Annotated in this window: 12 protein-coding genes; 10 read left to right on the forward strand and 2 right to left on the reverse strand. The window is 59.6% G+C overall.

Features of this window, described 5'->3' with window-relative positions; all coding sequences use genetic code 11:
* The first annotated feature begins 230 nt into the window (after positions 1 to 230).
* The 3 genes from ACEN9O_RS10340 (at position 231) to ACEN9O_RS10350 (ending at position 3,838) form a co-directional block, all read left to right on the forward strand.
* Positions 231 to 2,159, forward strand: a complete 1,929-nt coding sequence (locus tag ACEN9O_RS10340; RefSeq protein ID WP_495617468.1) for an SPFH domain-containing protein — start codon at positions 231 to 233, stop codon at positions 2,157 to 2,159.
* A gap of 107 nt (positions 2,160 to 2,266) precedes the next feature.
* Positions 2,267 to 2,827, forward strand: a complete 561-nt coding sequence (locus tag ACEN9O_RS10345; RefSeq protein ID WP_495617469.1) for a type 1 glutamine amidotransferase domain-containing protein — start codon at positions 2,267 to 2,269, stop codon at positions 2,825 to 2,827.
* A 96-nt stretch (positions 2,828 to 2,923) separates the two neighbouring features.
* Positions 2,924 to 3,838: a hypothetical protein gene (locus ACEN9O_RS10350; RefSeq protein WP_495617470.1), complete on the forward strand. Its 915-nt coding sequence runs from the start codon at positions 2,924 to 2,926 to the stop codon at positions 3,836 to 3,838.
* Positions 3,839 to 3,867: 29 nt separating this feature from the next.
* Here the strand turns inward: ACEN9O_RS10350 and ACEN9O_RS10355 are convergent, their stop codons facing one another.
* Positions 3,868 to 4,209, reverse strand: coding sequence for a nucleotidyltransferase domain-containing protein (locus ACEN9O_RS10355; protein WP_495617471.1), 342 nt, complete (start codon positions 4,207 to 4,209; stop codon positions 3,868 to 3,870).
* Positions 4,197 to 4,586, reverse strand: coding sequence for an HI0074 family nucleotidyltransferase substrate-binding subunit (locus tag ACEN9O_RS10360; RefSeq protein WP_495617472.1), 390 nt, complete (start codon positions 4,584 to 4,586; stop codon positions 4,197 to 4,199). The genes ACEN9O_RS10355 and ACEN9O_RS10360 overlap by 13 nt, the downstream gene beginning before the upstream one ends.
* A 119-nt stretch (positions 4,587 to 4,705) precedes the next feature.
* On the opposite strand from ACEN9O_RS10360, the gene aroQ reads away from it, so the two are divergent.
* The 7 genes from aroQ to ACEN9O_RS10395 all read left to right on the forward strand — a co-directional run bounded on the left by aroQ (position 4,706) and on the right by ACEN9O_RS10395 (position 15,208).
* Entirely contained in the window at positions 4,706 to 5,332 is a 627-nt protein-coding gene (gene aroQ, locus ACEN9O_RS10365; protein WP_495617473.1) for a gamma subclass chorismate mutase AroQ, read from the forward strand.
* Between the two features lie 122 nt (positions 5,333 to 5,454).
* Positions 5,455 to 7,290 carry a type VI secretion system baseplate subunit TssF gene (tssF, locus tag ACEN9O_RS10370; RefSeq protein ID WP_495617474.1) on the forward strand — a complete coding sequence of 612 codons (1,836 nt, stop codon included), beginning with the start codon at positions 5,455 to 5,457 and terminating at the stop codon, positions 7,288 to 7,290.
* 5 nt (positions 7,291 to 7,295) lie between these two features.
* Entirely contained in the window at positions 7,296 to 8,210 is a 915-nt protein-coding gene (tssG, locus tag ACEN9O_RS10375) for a type VI secretion system baseplate subunit TssG (RefSeq protein ID WP_495618455.1), read from the forward strand.
* 9 nt (positions 8,211 to 8,219) lie between these two features.
* Positions 8,220 to 11,018, forward strand: a complete 2,799-nt coding sequence (locus tag ACEN9O_RS10380; RefSeq protein WP_495617475.1) for a type VI secretion system Vgr family protein — start codon at positions 8,220 to 8,222, stop codon at positions 11,016 to 11,018.
* 6 nt (positions 11,019 to 11,024) lie between these two features.
* Complete coding sequence (locus tag ACEN9O_RS10385) at positions 11,025 to 13,274, forward strand: T6SS effector phospholipase Tle3 domain-containing protein (protein WP_495617476.1); 2,250 nt, start codon at positions 11,025 to 11,027, stop codon at positions 13,272 to 13,274.
* 20 nt (positions 13,275 to 13,294) lie between these two features.
* Complete coding sequence (locus ACEN9O_RS10390) at positions 13,295 to 14,926, forward strand: type VI lipase adapter Tla3 domain-containing protein (RefSeq protein ID WP_495617477.1); 1,632 nt, start codon at positions 13,295 to 13,297, stop codon at positions 14,924 to 14,926.
* A 12-nt stretch (positions 14,927 to 14,938) separates the two neighbouring features.
* A complete protein-coding gene (locus tag ACEN9O_RS10395) occupies positions 14,939 to 15,208 on the forward strand; it encodes a PAAR domain-containing protein (RefSeq protein ID WP_495617478.1) in 270 nt (89 codons plus the stop codon).
* Positions 15,209 to 15,256 lie beyond the last annotated feature (48 nt).

The raw sequence follows: 15,256 nt of genomic DNA on the forward strand, positions 1-15,256 counted from the left end.
TCGCGGCAGGCGGCCTTTACCTTCAAGGTATTTGTGCCAGAATGAGCTGCACGAACTCACTGAAATGTCTAACAAAAAATCGTGTTCACCCCACTCGTTAGTGCCCTCGCGGCAAGCGCAGCAACTCCCCCACACGCCAGCCTGACCTTTGCCAGCCCGCCACGCTAGCTGCGTCAGCCTGCACACGCTACACCTGCATCCACAACTTTTTCCACAACCGAAAGGTTCGTATGTTTACCCTGCTTGGCAGTGAAGTGACCGTTGTCGTCCTGATTTTAATCATCGCCGCCCTGATCAAGTTTTCCGGCACCATCAAGTACATCCCCAACGACCGCGTTGGGGTCATCGAAAAGCTATGGAGCTCGTCCGGTTCGGTGCAGAACGGCCTGCTCGCGCTGAACGGCGAGGCCGGCCTGCAGCCTGACCTGCGCCGCGGCGGCTTCCACTTCTTCGCACCGTTCCAGTATCGCGTGCACATCCATCCGATGGTCTCGGTCACGCAGGGCACCATCGCCTACGTGTTCGCCCGCGACGGCCTCGACCTGCCGGCCGGCCAGACGCTGGCCGACAACTCGCGCATCGTCGACTTCCGCAACGTCCGCGACTTCCTGCGCGACGGCGGCCAGAAAGGCCCGCAGCGTATGGTGCTGCGCGAAGGTACGCACATCATCAACCCCGCGCTGTTCGTCGTGATGACGGAAGAGACGACCTATTCGATGTCGCTCGACGCGCTGGAAAAAGCCTACTACCAGCAGATGCGCGGCGTGCTCGACGAGCGCGGCGGCTTCAAGCCTGTGGTGATCAAGGAAGTGACCGGTTCGCATGACTCCGACCAGCTGGCCGTGGTGACGGTGCAGGACGGCCCAGGCCTGCTGAAGGACGAGCTGCTGGCGCCCGATGTCGGCGACACGCACAACGCCTTCCAGGAGCCGGAGAAATTCCTCGCCGCCGGTGGCCGTCGCGGCCGCCAGGAGCGCGTGCTGGTGGAGGGCACCTACTTCATCAACCGCCTGTTCGCGACGGTGGAGTTCATCAAGAAGACCATCATCCCGGTCGGCTTTGTCGGCGTGGTGGTGTCGTACACGGGCCGCGTGGGCACCGACCTGTCGGGCAGCGAGTACTCGCACGGCGAGCTGGTGGAGACCGGCTGCCGCGGCGTGTGGCGCGACGCGCTGATGCCGGGCAAATACGCCTTCAACACCTACGCCGGCAAGATCGAGCTGGTGCCGACCACCAACTTCGTGCTGATGTGGAAGTCCGGCGAGAGCGGCTCCAACTTCGACAAGAACCTGCGCGAGATCACCCTGATCACCAAGGACGCGTTCGAACCGCAGCTGCCGCTGTCGGTGGTGGTGCACATCGACTACCGCAAGGCGCCGATGGTGGTGCAGCGCTTCGGCAACGTGGCGCAGCTGGTCGAGCAGACGCTTGATCCGATGGTGTCGTCGTACTTTAAAAACGTCTCGCAGACCAAGACCTTCATCGACCTGATCCAGTCGCGCAGCGAGCTGCAGAACAACGCCTCGACCGACATGAAGCAGCGCTTCCAGGCCTACTCGCTGGAATTCCAGGAGGTGCTGATCGGCACGCCGAAACCGCAGGCCGGCGACAACAAGATCGAGGACATCATGGCCCAGCTGCGCGACCGCCAGATCGCCCGCGAACAGGTGGAAACCTTCGCGCAGAAACAGATCGCGGCCGACAAGCAGCGCGAGCTGAACGAGGCCGAACAACGCGCCGCCAAGCAGAAGGAGCTGACCGGCTCGCTGGTGGACATCTCGATCAAGGAGAACCAGGGTTCGGCCAGCGTCAAGGCCGCCGAGAAGCGCCGCCAGGAAATCGAGGCGCTGGCGCAGGCCGACAAGTTCCGCCAGGAGATGGAAGGCGCCGGCCGCGCCTCGGCCATCCGCTCGGTGGGCGAGGCGGAGGCGGCGGCCATCCAGGCCAAGTCCGAAGCGATGCAGGGCGAAGGCGCGGACAAGCAACTGATGCAGACCGTGATGCTGCGCCTGGCCGAAGCGTTTGAAACGGCCAAGGTGCCGCTGGTGCCGCAAGTGCAGATGGGCGGCGGCGACAGCAACGCCTTCGGCACGCTGATGGGCCTGATGAGCGCGATGAAGGCCGGGGAGTTGACACAGGCTATCGAAAACAAAGCCTGACCCGCGCCGGCTGCGCGCACGGACATGCCGCCTATGTTCGTGCGCGCACATGCTTTACCGCGCTGATGTGCCATGCTTGCCCGCTCACAGACCGAGAGGAGGGCATCATGGCTAACCAGGACAATTCCCCATTGACCGACATGTACATCGCAATCCTGATGACGGACGGCGTGGAGCAGGCCGAATATGCGGAACCGCGGCGCTTTCTGGAGCAGCAGGGCGCGCATGTGACGCTGGTCTCCACCAAGGCCAAGGGCGAGCATGTACAGGCCTTCAACCACATGCAGCCGGGCTCGCGCTACCAGGTGGAGCTCAACGTCGGCGACGCCAGCCCTGCCGACTACGACGCGCTGGTGCTGCCGGGCGGCGTCGCCAATCCCGACCAGCTGCGGCTGCACAAGGAGGCGATCACTTTCATCAAGGACTTCGGCCGCGAGGACAAGCCCATCGCCGCCATCTGCCACGGCCCGTGGACGCTGATCGACGCCGACCTGGTCAAGGGCAAGCACGTCACCAGCTGGCCCAGCCTGGCCACCGACCTGCGCAACGCCGGCGCCGAGTGGAGCGACGAGGAAGTCGTGGTCGACGGCAAGTTGATCACCAGCCGCAAGCCGGACGACATCCCCGCGTTCAACCAGGCCTTGCAACAACAGCTGATGGCGGCATGAACGGCGGCTTTCCTGTTGGCAAACGGGCGCTACCCTCACGGCATAGAACGTAGACTGGGAATGGAATCCTCTCCCGTCTCAATCCAGGAGCCCATCATGACACACACATTGGCAGCAGTATTTGAAACCCGCGCCGAGGCCAACCGGGCCAAGGACGAACTGGTCCACAGCGGCTATGCCGCCGAGAGCATCACCGTGAGCGATTCCGGCAGCGTGGCCGGCACGCCGCGCATCAACGACAACGAATCCATCCTCCACAGCATCAAGCAGATGTTCAGCCAGTTGCTGGGGCGCGAGCATGCGGACCGCCACATCTATGCGGAAGCGCTGAACCGCGGCCACGTGGTGCTGACCGTGCAGACCAGCAGCCTGGACGCGGCGGACCGCGCGGCCGACATCGTCGAGGACTTCAACCCGATCGACATCGACGAGCACGAGACCATGTGGCGCGCCAGCGGCTGGACCGGCGGCGAAGTGCTGCGCAGCGGCGCCGGCACGCCGCAGACCAGCCTGGGTGCGCAGCAAAGCGCGCCGGAGCAGCACGGCATCCGCCAGCGCGAGGAGGCGGTGGACTTCGCGCGTTCCGAACAAGGCCTGCTGACGCCGGGCTCGATGCAGCGCGGCGAGACGGTATCGCCGTCGATGACCGGCGTGAACGCGCCGATCTCGGAGCAGAGCACGGTGCAGCGCAGCGGCATGCGCATCTACCCGCGCGACTCGGCCGCGCCGAATCAGGACAGCCTGGACATCCTGCGCGGCGAGAGCGAAGACGTGCTGTACTTCCGCACGCATTGGAAGGAAACCTTCTCCTACGGCGGCGGCACGTATCAGGAATACGACCCGGCCTACCGCTACGGCGAATCGATGGCCGGCAATCCCGGCTACAAGGACAAGCCGTGGGAGCACGTGGAGCCTGAGCTGCGCAGCGGTTGGGAAAGCAAGCACGCGCAATCGAGCTGGGAAAAGTTCAAGGACGCGGTGCGCGCAGGATGGGAGCGGGTGACTAAATAAACCGTAGGCATGCCGGGCGGCCGTTGTCGTTACCCGCCGCCCCGTGGGTCTGGATAAAGCAGGGCGCCATGCTGTCGCACGCCTTGCTTAAGTGCGTCGTTGGCGATCTGGTCCCAATGAATGACGTCTAGCCGAAACAGGATAGGCAAATCATCCAAGGCGCTCCACAGGCTGCCGAAATCGCGCTCACTCATGGATGGGGCAAACACTGCAAGATCGATGTCGGATTGCGGACGATACGTTCCGGCCGCGCGTGAGCCGTAGACCATCACACTGTCGATAGTTGGATGTCGGGAAAAGACCTCGCATAGCGAATCCAGTATGAACTCGCTCAGGCCGAAGCGCTGGGAGCATGGCGCTAGCTCGTCCACGTGCTCACCGTTTTTGCCAGTTCAGAAAACAGCTGGAGGCCCTGATGCTTGATGAATTGATATACGGCCTTGGCTTGCGCTTCGTCGTAGGTATGGCTGGTCAGATTACGCATCCGGTGCAGTTGGCTCCAGCTATTGCCGTCGGTGAGCAGCCCTTGCTCAAGCGCTGCCTGCAAGGTGTCTTTGGCGTTAAGTACCACAATGTCTTTGGTCTCCAGCCATAGCTTGATAGCCTTCCACGCCAACTCATAGGTGAATTCGAAGCGCTGGATAGTCGCGTCTCTGAGAAACGAATTCTCTGGCTGCGCAAGTGCCTCTTCCAGCCGGTTGACGGCAGATAGAAAATCGTTGCTGCGCTCGATTAGACGTTTGTTCATCGCGGTCTTAACGGGGAACTTGTCTTTTGTATTATAGACGGGATCCAAATAAGCGGCGCCGTGGGCGATAATGACGTCTTGTTCATTATTGCGGCGGACTAGCGTTCGCCCTACCTGCCATGCTTTATCGTATCGATGACGTCCGCCGCCAGTTCGGCAGCGCCACCAGATGCGCCGCCTTGCTGCTCCTGCTGCTTGCAGGCGGGGCGGCCGGCGCGCAAGACAACCCCAGCGACCGCCTCGATAACACGGCCGCGCGTGGCGAGAGCCTGACGCGGCTGGAATCGTTGAGGCTCGCCATCGATCAACGTCTGCTGCTGGCGCAAGGCGTGGCGCGCGCCAAATGGAATGCGCACTCGCCGGTCGAAGACTTGCCGCGTGAGGCGCAGGTCATCCGCGCCGCAGTGGAGCAGGGCGCCGCGCTGGGCTTGCCGGCCAGCTGGATCGAAGCCGTGTTTCGGGCCCAGATCGAAGCGTCCAAAACCGTGCAGCGAGAACTGTTCGCCCAATGGCGCGCGCAACAGGTGGAGCGCTTTGCCGACGCCCCCGATCTGGCGAAGACCGTACGCCCTGAGCTTGACCGGCTCACCGCGCAGATATTGCGCTCCATGATCGATAACCAGGCCGTGCTGCGAAATCCGGCGCGGAAATCTGACGTGGCGCGCGCCCTCCAGACACTTGAAGCAAAAGCGCTCAGCCCCGCAGCGGTCGAGCAGGCGCTGGCGCCGTTTCAATCGCCGCAATAAGTTTGCGGCTCCCGGCGTTGCGTAGTGCAAGCTACAAGGCGATTGTTGGAGATCAAAAGCGTGGCATGCGGGCATGACATCATCGGCAACCTGTGCGGTAAAAAACTGCGAGGGATGCCACGATGGAAAAGCTGCTGCCTTACTTCGAGCGCGAACTAAGCATGCTGCGCCGCTCCGGCGCCGAGTTTGCAAACCGCTACCCCAAGTTGGCAGGCAGTTTGCAAATAAGCGGCGAGACTTGCGCCGACCCGCATGTCGAACGGTTGATCCAGGCCTCGGCGTTTCTCAACGCCCGCGTCGCCAAGCTGCTGGACGACGGCTATTCCAACTTCACCGAAGCGCTGCTGGGCATGCTGTATCCGCATTACCTGCGGCCGATACCCTCCTGCTCCATCGCCCGCATCGACTACAGCGCCGCCAAGAGCCCGGTTAGCGAAGTCACCACACTGCCCCGCGGCACGGCGCTGAAGTCGCTGGGGCGCAGCGCCGTGAGCTGCCGCTTTCGCAGCGTCTACGATGTGACGGTGGCGCCGGTGACCATCAGCGCCGCCTGGTTCGAGCCCTACATCCAGGCGCCGTCGCCCCTGCCGCTGCCGGGCGAGGCCGGCTCCGCGATCTGCATCACCATCGACAGCACGGCCACCGCACGCGGCCTGGCGGCATTGGGCCTGTCGACGCTGCGCGTCTTCATCGACGGTGAGGCTTCGCTGCGGGCCACGCTGCGCGACATGCTCTTCATGCGCGCAGCCTGCGCCTGTGTGGAGGCGGACGGTCAGTGGCGCATGCTGGACCGACTGCCGATCGCACCGGCCGGTTTCGCCGCCGGGGATGCCTTGCTGCCGGCCGCCGCCTCGGAGCACAGCGCCTACCGGCTGCTGAGCGAGTACTTCGCCTTCCCGGAGAAATTCGACTTCTTCGATATCGACCTGCCCGCGTTGCTCGCCGCCAGCCCGGCCGCTTGCTCGCGGCTGACACTGCGCATCGCCCTGGCCAACCTGCGTCCCGACGCGCCGGCTGCGCGCATCCTGCGCACGCTGTCGGAAGACCACCTGCTGCTCGGCTGCACGCCAGTGATCAACCTGTTCACGCAGCCGGCCACGCCGATCCGCGTCGATCATCGCCGCAGCAGCTATCCGCTGATGCCGGACGAAATGCCAGGCAACGCGTGCGAGATCTACAGCATCGATGCGGTGCAGCTGCTGCGCAAGTCGCCGCAGGGCAATTCGATCACCGAATTCTTTCCCTACTATTCGCTGCGCCACGGAGAAGAGGACAGCCGCAAAGGCCACTACTGGCTGGCCCATCGCGACGATGATCTGGCCGATGCCGCAGCCGGCCACGAATATACGCTGGCGTTGGTGGACCGCGACTTCTCTCCGCTGAAGCTGGAGGAGGGCACGGCGTCGGTGCGCGTCACCTGCACCAATCGCAACCTGCCGCATGGCCTGGAGTACGGCCGCGCGGCTGGCGACCTCAGCGCCGAAGCGGCCACCGGCAATTTTCCGATACGCCTGCTGCGGCGGCCGACGCGGTCCTTCCGCCAGCCGAGCGGCGGCAATCAATGGGGACTGATCACGCAGCTGGCCTTGAATCACCGCTCGCTGACGCAGGAAGGCTTGCCGGCGCTGGCCGCGATGCTGCGGCTGTACGCCCAGCAGGACAGCGCCGTCTCGCAGCGGCAGATCGATGGCGTTATGGCGCTGTCGCAGCAGCCGGCCAGCGCGTGGGTGCGGCAGACGCGCGGCAGTGCGTATCTGCGCGGCGTGGAAGTGCGGGTGTCGCTGGACGAGGAGGCGTATGCCGGCACCGGGCTGCACGCGTTCGCGCAGGTGCTCGATCATCTGTTCGGCCTGCATGTGCATTTGAACAGCTTCACGCAACTGGTCGTGCTGTCCCACGGTAGCGGAAAGGAGTTGCTGCGATGCCTGCCTCGCAACGGCGCACTGACGCTGGCTTGATCGACGTGCTGCTGGCCGAGCCGCACAGCTTCGAGTTCTTCCAGGCGGTGCGCCTGATCGAGCAGGCGCAGCCGCCGCGTCGGCTGCGCTATCGCAACCGGCTGTCGCTGGCGTTCCCGCCGAACCAGATCGAGAACGTCAGCGACGACGGCGACGATCTGATTCGCCTGACGCCTGCCTTCATGGGCCTGCTGGGCAGCCATGGTGCGCTGCCGCTGCATTACTCAGAGCGCATCAGCCGCCATGAGAGGAGCAGCAACGATGGCGGACCGCGCGCGTTTCTGGATATGTTGTCGCACCGGTCGCTGTGCATGTTTTACCAAGCGTGGGCCAAGCATCGGCCGGAATGCATCACGGCGCCGGATGGCGGCGACGGTTTTCTCGCGATGCTGCTTGCGCTGTCCGGTGCGCATGCCGACGGAGCCGTCGACCGCGAGACGCTGGCGCGCTACGCGATGCAGATCCGGAGCCGCAGCGTATCGGCACCGCTGATGGCGGGACTCTACTCGGAATACTTCAACGTGCGCTTTGTGGTGGAGCAGTTGGTGGGGCAGTGGCAAGCGCTGCCGGCTGCGGATCAGGCGCAGTTGGGCAAGGCGCATGTCGATCTGGGCGCGGGCGTGATGCTGGGGGAGCGCATCTACGGTTGCGATACGCGGGTGCGCCTGCGGATTGGTCCGCTGGATCGGGCGACCTATGAAGATTTCCTGCCCGGTCACAGCGCCGCGCTGCGGCTGGAAGCGATGTTGGGCCTGCACTGCGGCGTGGGCATGACGTATGAGGTGCATCTGATCCAGCGGGCGCAGGATGTGTCGGCGCTGAGCATGGATGGCGGATGCCGGCTGGGTGTGAATGCCTGCCTGGTGGACGGGCCGTCAAGTCAGGACCGGGAAGAGTTGATGTACCTGCTGCATATCTGAGGAGCGATTGTGGAAAGCGATAACGACTTTTTCAGCTTCATGGGCCTGGCCAAGGAACTCGTGACCAGCAACCGGCCGTTGCGATTGCGTCTGGATCTGCAGGGAGGCGTCAACGACGACATGCTGCTGCCGCAGCGGGTGTTCGGCTCCGAGACGCTGTGTGGCGGCATCGAGTACCGCGTGCTGTGCGTGTCGTCCAATGCGCATCTGCCGCTAAAGGAGATGATCGCCGTGCCGGCCGCGCTAGATTTCATCACGGATCGCGGCGACTTGCGCAGCGTGTGCGGCATCGTTACCGAGGCCAGTTCGGGCGACAGCGACGGCGGCCTGGCCAGCTACCAGCTGGTGCTGCGCGATGCGCTGGCGATACTGGAAAAGCGCATCAACACGCGCGTGTTCCGCAACATGGATGAAGTGGAGATCGTGCAGCGCATCCTCAACGAATGGCGTCAGAGCAGCCCTATCCTGGGCGTCTGCTTCAAGCACGAGCTGGATGAATTTTTCACGATCCGCGAGTATCCGCAACGCGAATTCACGATGCAGCACAACGAGTCGGATGCGGCGTTCATCCGGCGCTTGTTGAAGCGGCGCGGCATCGGCTGGTATGTGCGCGCTGTGGGCGGGGAGTGGCCGGTGCATACGCTGGTGCTGTTCAATAATGCCGACAGCCTGCGCCAGAACGCGGCCGGAACGATCCGCTATCACCGCGATGCCGCGACCGAGGAGCGGGATACGATCACCTCCTGGAGCGGAGTGCGCAGCCTGCAACCGGGCAAGGTGACGCGGCACAGCTGGGACTATCGCAATCCGCAGGGGCGCGACTTCATGATGGCAGATGTGGGTAGCGGCGTTGATCAAGGTGTCCACGGCAACGAGCTGGCCGCCAGTCTGGACGACTATCAAATCCTGCCGCCGCATGCCGGCGATGACAACGAGGACTTGTGCCGCCTCGGCAAACTGCGCATGAGCCGGCACGATTACGAGTCGAAATGCTTTCATGGCGAAGGCAGCGTGCGCGATCTGTGCGCGGGGGAGTACTTTACGCTGACCGGGCATCCTGAAGTGGATGAGCATCCGGCCGAGGAGCGGGATTTTATCGTCACGGCCTTGCAGGTGAACGCGCAGAACAACCTGCCCAAGGCGCTGGCGGCGCGCGTGGAGAAGCTGTTCGCACGCAGCCGGTGGATGCAGGGCGCGCAGGAGATGCAGATGCAAAGGGATGTGGCGGACAAGGTGGCGTCGGGGCCGCTGCGCATGCACATCCAGTTCACGGCAGTGCGACGCGGGGTGATCATCGTGCCGGCCTACGATCCGCACACGGATTTGCCGCAGGCGCTGATGCAAAGCGCGATCGTCGTCGGACCGGAAGGGGAGGAGGTGCATTGCGATCAGATGGGACGAGTCAAAATCCGCTTCCCCGGCACGCGCCCAGCTGACCACGAGGCGGCCTCCGGCATCGGCGCATCCGATTCCGACAGGGATTCGGCCTGGGTGCGCGTTGCTTCGAACTGGGCTGGCAATGGACCGGGGAGCCTTCAACAATGCGGCACCATCGGCCTGCCGCGCGTTGGTACTGAGGTGCTGATCAATTTCCTCGGCGGCGATCCGGATAAGCCGGTGATCGTCGGGCAGCTCTACAACCAGCAGGCGCAGCCGCCAGCGCTGAGCAACGCCGGCGACCTTCCCGGCAACCGCTACCTCTCCGGGATCAAAAGCCGCGAAATCAAAGGTACACGCGGCAATCAGCTGCGCTTAGATGACACCCAAGGAGAGATCAGCGCGCAATTATCTAGCGAGCACGGGCGTAGTGAATTAAATCTCGGATATCTTACTCAGCCCAAGGCGAGCGGGTACGGAACGCCGCGAGGTGAAGGCGTGGAATTAAGCAGCGATGAGCAAATCGCACTGCATGCGGCCAAAGGGATGTTGTTATCCGCGTGGCAGCGTATTGGTAAGGCCAATAAACAAATGGATCGCGTTCAGTTTTTGGGACTAATGGCGGACTGCGCAGAACTGGCTTCCTCACTTGGCGGCTTTGCCGCTCAAAACCAGGGAAAAGGGATTGATAGCGAGGGACAAAATCAATTGCAAGCGGCATTCACATCTTGGGAAGGCGGCAGCAATACGGAACCGAAGGGGACGGCGGGAGGCAAACCCATGATAGCGGTCACGGCGCCCGATGGTATCAGCTTCGCTACCACTAAGGCTATGGTCAGCTATGCGGGCACCAGTTTGAATACGGTAGCGCAGCAGAACTTGCAAATGACGGCAGGCCAGCGTGCCACCCTTCACGCTGGTCGGGGTATCTCGCTATTCGCACAAAGTGATGGAGTCGACGTGATTGCACATCAGGGCAAGCTTCTCATGCAAAGTCAGCAAAACGAGACCGAGCTAAATTCCGCTAAAGATGTGAAGTTTACTGCCACCGAAGGCAAGATCATTGGCGTCGCGAAGGAGATTTTACTGATTGCTGAAGACGGTTCGTTTATTAAGATCGGTGGGGGAATTACGGTCGGCACAAACGGCACCATTACCCATCACGGATCCAGCTTCCCTTTCCAAGGACCATCGACGATGGCTGCGGTATTGCCGAAATTTGAGAACGGCCAAGGCGACTTGAAATTCCAGGCACGCTACTACGCCCATATGGACGGAGGCATAGCTGCGCCCGGTATGGACGTCGTTAGCACTATTAGTGACGGTAGCGATCTGGAGGAACAAAGCGATGAGGATGGTAAGACCCAATTGATCCAACGAGACGCCATGCATATGGTTGCTGCTAAAGCGATCAAGAACAACAAGGGGTGACGGACCATGGAAGCTGAAAAAACGAGGTATCCCAAGATTCCGTATGAGGTTGGCGTTGCGAACGGCGTGACGATGACGAATCGGAGCAAAGACAAAATTCTTCCGGTTAGGCATAACACACCTGGGAATGTCATTTTGGTCCATGGAGTAAATGATACCGGCACAGCCTACGCGGCGGTGGAGCGAGGCTTGTGTGAGGGGCTGTCCAATCGGTTGAACGGTGATTTGACACCGGCAAACTATAGGCTACCGACCGATGACGATAGAAAGCGACTTCTTGATGATCCCGATGCCGTTTTCTTTAGACGAACAATCACTTCGGCTACGTTGAGTCCGGTTATTCCTTTTTACTGGGGCTATCGTGAAGAGGCTGGACGTGTCCAGTTGGACGCCAAGTTGTCGCGTGGTCAAGCACTTGATCGAAACGGAAATCGGCTGGACAAGGACTTTAGCAAGGGGGGTGGTCCTTTCGCGAACGCGACAAGTACGCTACCGGATATGTGGAATAAAGGTAAGTGGGGTGTTGGTCGGGCTTTGGACCGGGTACAACATGACGCAACTCACCCCGTATTGAACAACCCAGGCAGGATGTACATGATCCTGGCCGCGCAACGGCTTGCTGCTCTGATTTGCATGATTAGGGATTATGACGAAGATGAAACCGTTTCAATCGTTGCGCACAGTCAGGGATGTTTGATTAGCCTTCTAGCACAAGCGTTTCTTTTAGATCCACGCATGAAGGAAAAGCAGCCCAATGCGAGGCCTGCAGACACTCTAATTTTGACCCATCCGCCGTATAGCTTGATCGATGAGACCATCAAAGTTGTGGATGCCTATAGTGACCAGGAAGACAGCCTTATGAGTGGACGGTATGGGTCCATAGACGGAACGCAGACAATCCATGCCAGGCTGCAGACACTTGCTGGCGTTGTTCGCGGTGTATGGTCGTGTAAGCATACCGCACCTCCGTTGATGGAGCTAAGCGACGCTAGAAAGCACTGTGGCGCTGTCGGAAAAAATTGGAGCGCCTCGGCTGATCGAGATAACCGTGGAAAGGTCTATCTATATTTCTGCCCGGAGGACATGACTGTCGCCCTGCAAAATGTCCAAGGAATAGGTTGGCAGGGCGTTCCCAATTTCCAGCGAGCGGCAGCAATGAAGAAGCGTGCCGAAACGATATATCAGCCGCTTTCAGCGCTGGGGGACGGTTTTCGCCAAAGAGTGTTCACTGCAAAGAAGCGGCCAGACCCCAAATCAGGGAAGCCTGTCTTAGTCGGGTCAGCTGACAGTCCGTTCTATTTCGTTCTTCGTCATCCAAAGGAAGAGGATCATACGCATACAGAAGTAAGCGACACTTGGCTCAGCAAGCATTTTGTTCGCAGCCATCTCGAAGAGACAACTCGACCGAAACTTGGCCTTAGTGACGATGAAATTCGCTATCAGGGGATCCGAACCATAAATGGAGAGGCACTTAGAGTTCCGGTAGAAGCAAGCATGACTGAGGGGGCGCTGCCTGATGCACAAGGGCGCGCAGGTGCCTGTGAACGTGTCGATCCGAACGACGCCACTATCGCGGTTACTAGTGAATACGGCCTAAACGTCGTATGGGACTACGTCACTTATCCATTGGCGCGGGAATATGCCTCTGGTGAAGATCCAATTCTTAGCCCATTCCCTCAGCTTTATTCTGGCGCTGTGGTGGTTGCTCAGGATCTGATCTCGTCAGCTCAAGCATTCCTAAATAAGGGTAAGGACCCCTCTGCCTGTTGCGAGATCTTGGAAGTCTATGTTAGTTCAGCATCCGCGACTTCCTTTGCATCTACATCATCTTCTAAAGTTCTTGTCAGACGCTGGGAGACACCTAATGAGGGTCGTTTTAGGTGGCAGCAGCAAATCATGCCACGGTCCTTTCACGGAGCTATATTTGGTGGCCAAGCGAACCACCGGAATGTTACAGCCTACGATGTGGCGATAGGTGGCGGCAAAGCCTCTAGCGATCCGGCATTCTATGAATATTTGTGCGATGTCGCCGATTGGCGATTGCAGAATAATGTTCGCATGCCTCGGCGTCATCAAATTCTGCAGTGGTCGGATTTTGAAGACAAACGTGCGCCCTACTTGGCTGCCGAACCTGGCTGGCGACGTACCCTAATCGAAGGTAACTCGGACTACTACTCGACCGGAATTTTACCTATGGGACTGCCAGTTCTTCCCGAAGGGCTCCCTTCAAGTGTTTTATCTGAACTGAAAAGTTAGCCGATAGGGGACGTGAAAAAATGAAGACCAAAATAGTGCTGACGATGGCCGTCTGTGTCGGATTGCTCGGAGCGGGCGGTACTTTTTTTTCTTATCAAGGCGAAAGACCACTTAAGATGAATTCGAAAATAAGAGTTGAATCTGCTGGTGCTTCTGTTTCTCTTGTGGCCTCGACGACGAAAAGTAAAGAGGACGTGCTTGAGATCATAGGTTTGGGTGTCACGTTAGATCGATTTCGCCAAGGTGCGCTATGGGATGCGCTCGCAAACGGAAATCCTTACAAAGTGATTCGCGATATGGACCCCAAGAACAGCCCTTGGGGAGGCATTGAGAAGATGCAGCAAGCTGGAAGTCGCGAAGAAGCAACCCTCGAAAATGCTGTGCTGGATACTCCGCGATATTGGGGAATACCGGTATTCAATGCTGCTCCCCGCTATCAAGACAAAAAAAAAGCAGATCGACCAGAACGGCCGCAAGGAGGAATCGTCAGCGGCATCTGGGATATGCATATTTTTATTATTGCCCACAGGGAACTGTCGGAGAGACCAGATCGCGTGATCGAAGCCATATTCGTATTTTTTGATCAAAACCCCACAGTTCCGTTCATCATTTTAGGAACTTCTGATGGTGATTCCGTTCGAGCAGACGCATCCTCCCCTGCCAAGCTTCTCGACGATGGTTACTATACATCCCAGATGCCAGACGCCTCAGCGGCATTTGTCATCGCCAGAAGAGATCGCGTGGAAAGTCTTCGACCATTTGTGTTTAGAGATCTTGAAGAGCCTCAGCCAAATGTCGAGGTTTTGAATCAATATGGAATTGCCAGACGTGTTTGGCTGAATTATCTGGCACTTGAAAAAAAGGTTCCTGCTCCACCTGAGTACAACACGTCAACTATGCATATCGGCCGCACACCCACGAGCGCGGAATGGCTCGCTGAGGCGGAGCTATTTTCCAAAGAGCTCAGCAATTCCGATACCAGGAAGTTTAATTTCAACCTTATCGAGGCGTTGAGCATGCCCGCTAAGCCGACGTTATCACGGCACTGGCAATCGAAGCCCTGGTTTCCTGTACCTTGGAACACACTGCAACTCGAACAGTTCGACAAACTGCCCACACTGGGCTTCTTGCACCGTCCCGTCTTCGTCAAAATGACCGAAGTAGATGGCAAGCCGCTAAAGCATGCAGCTGATCGGCAAACTGCGTTGCAGGAAGGCTGGAAGGCTGCGTTAGAAACTCTTCCGCCGGCTCAAAGAGTCGCTGGCCCAGCTCGAGTAATAGTGGCTACAGGCGGTAAGACCTCGCAGCTAATTGACTTCCATGGGATGCTGCGCAAAGTGGCAGAAAACGGTGGCCCGAAGTTTGATCCGAACGAAGCTAATCGGTTCATAGATACCGACCGTCGCTTGGGTAATACCGGTGCGGCAACCTTCTTCATGCAAACCGCAATTGGTGTCCTTGGAAGTTATCGCGAAGGCGGCATCAGTGCTGCCTTCAACTTGCGCGACCCCACCGAGGCGAGCATCATCTTCATAAGCCCACCTTCAGATGAAAAACGGAAGGAACAACAGCACCCGATTGGTGGTGACGTACTCAGAAACGCCACCGTTCCCGCTATAGATCCGAAAAATTACGAGGAACCGAGACCATAAAAGGAGGACGTAATGCCTAAGGTAATTTGCGTTGGCGATCCTACGTCGCACGGCGGTAAAGTTATCAGCAGCAGTGCGCCGCACTTCACAGTGGATGGAAAGGCTGTCGCATGCATCGGCGATCAATGTACATGCCCGATGGTTGGTCACGGCGGCATTTGCACTATCGTCGAAGGCGACGACAAGCACACGATTGACGGCCGCCCAGTTGCCTACGAAGGACACAAGACCAGCTGTGGGGCAACTCTTCAAGCTACCAGCGAAAATCTCTATCAAGAGTGAGCTGTTGTTGCTCCCTTTTATCTGCACGTATACCGGGCCACTCTGCGG

This window comes from Duganella sp. Dugasp78, from assembly GCF_059491455.1.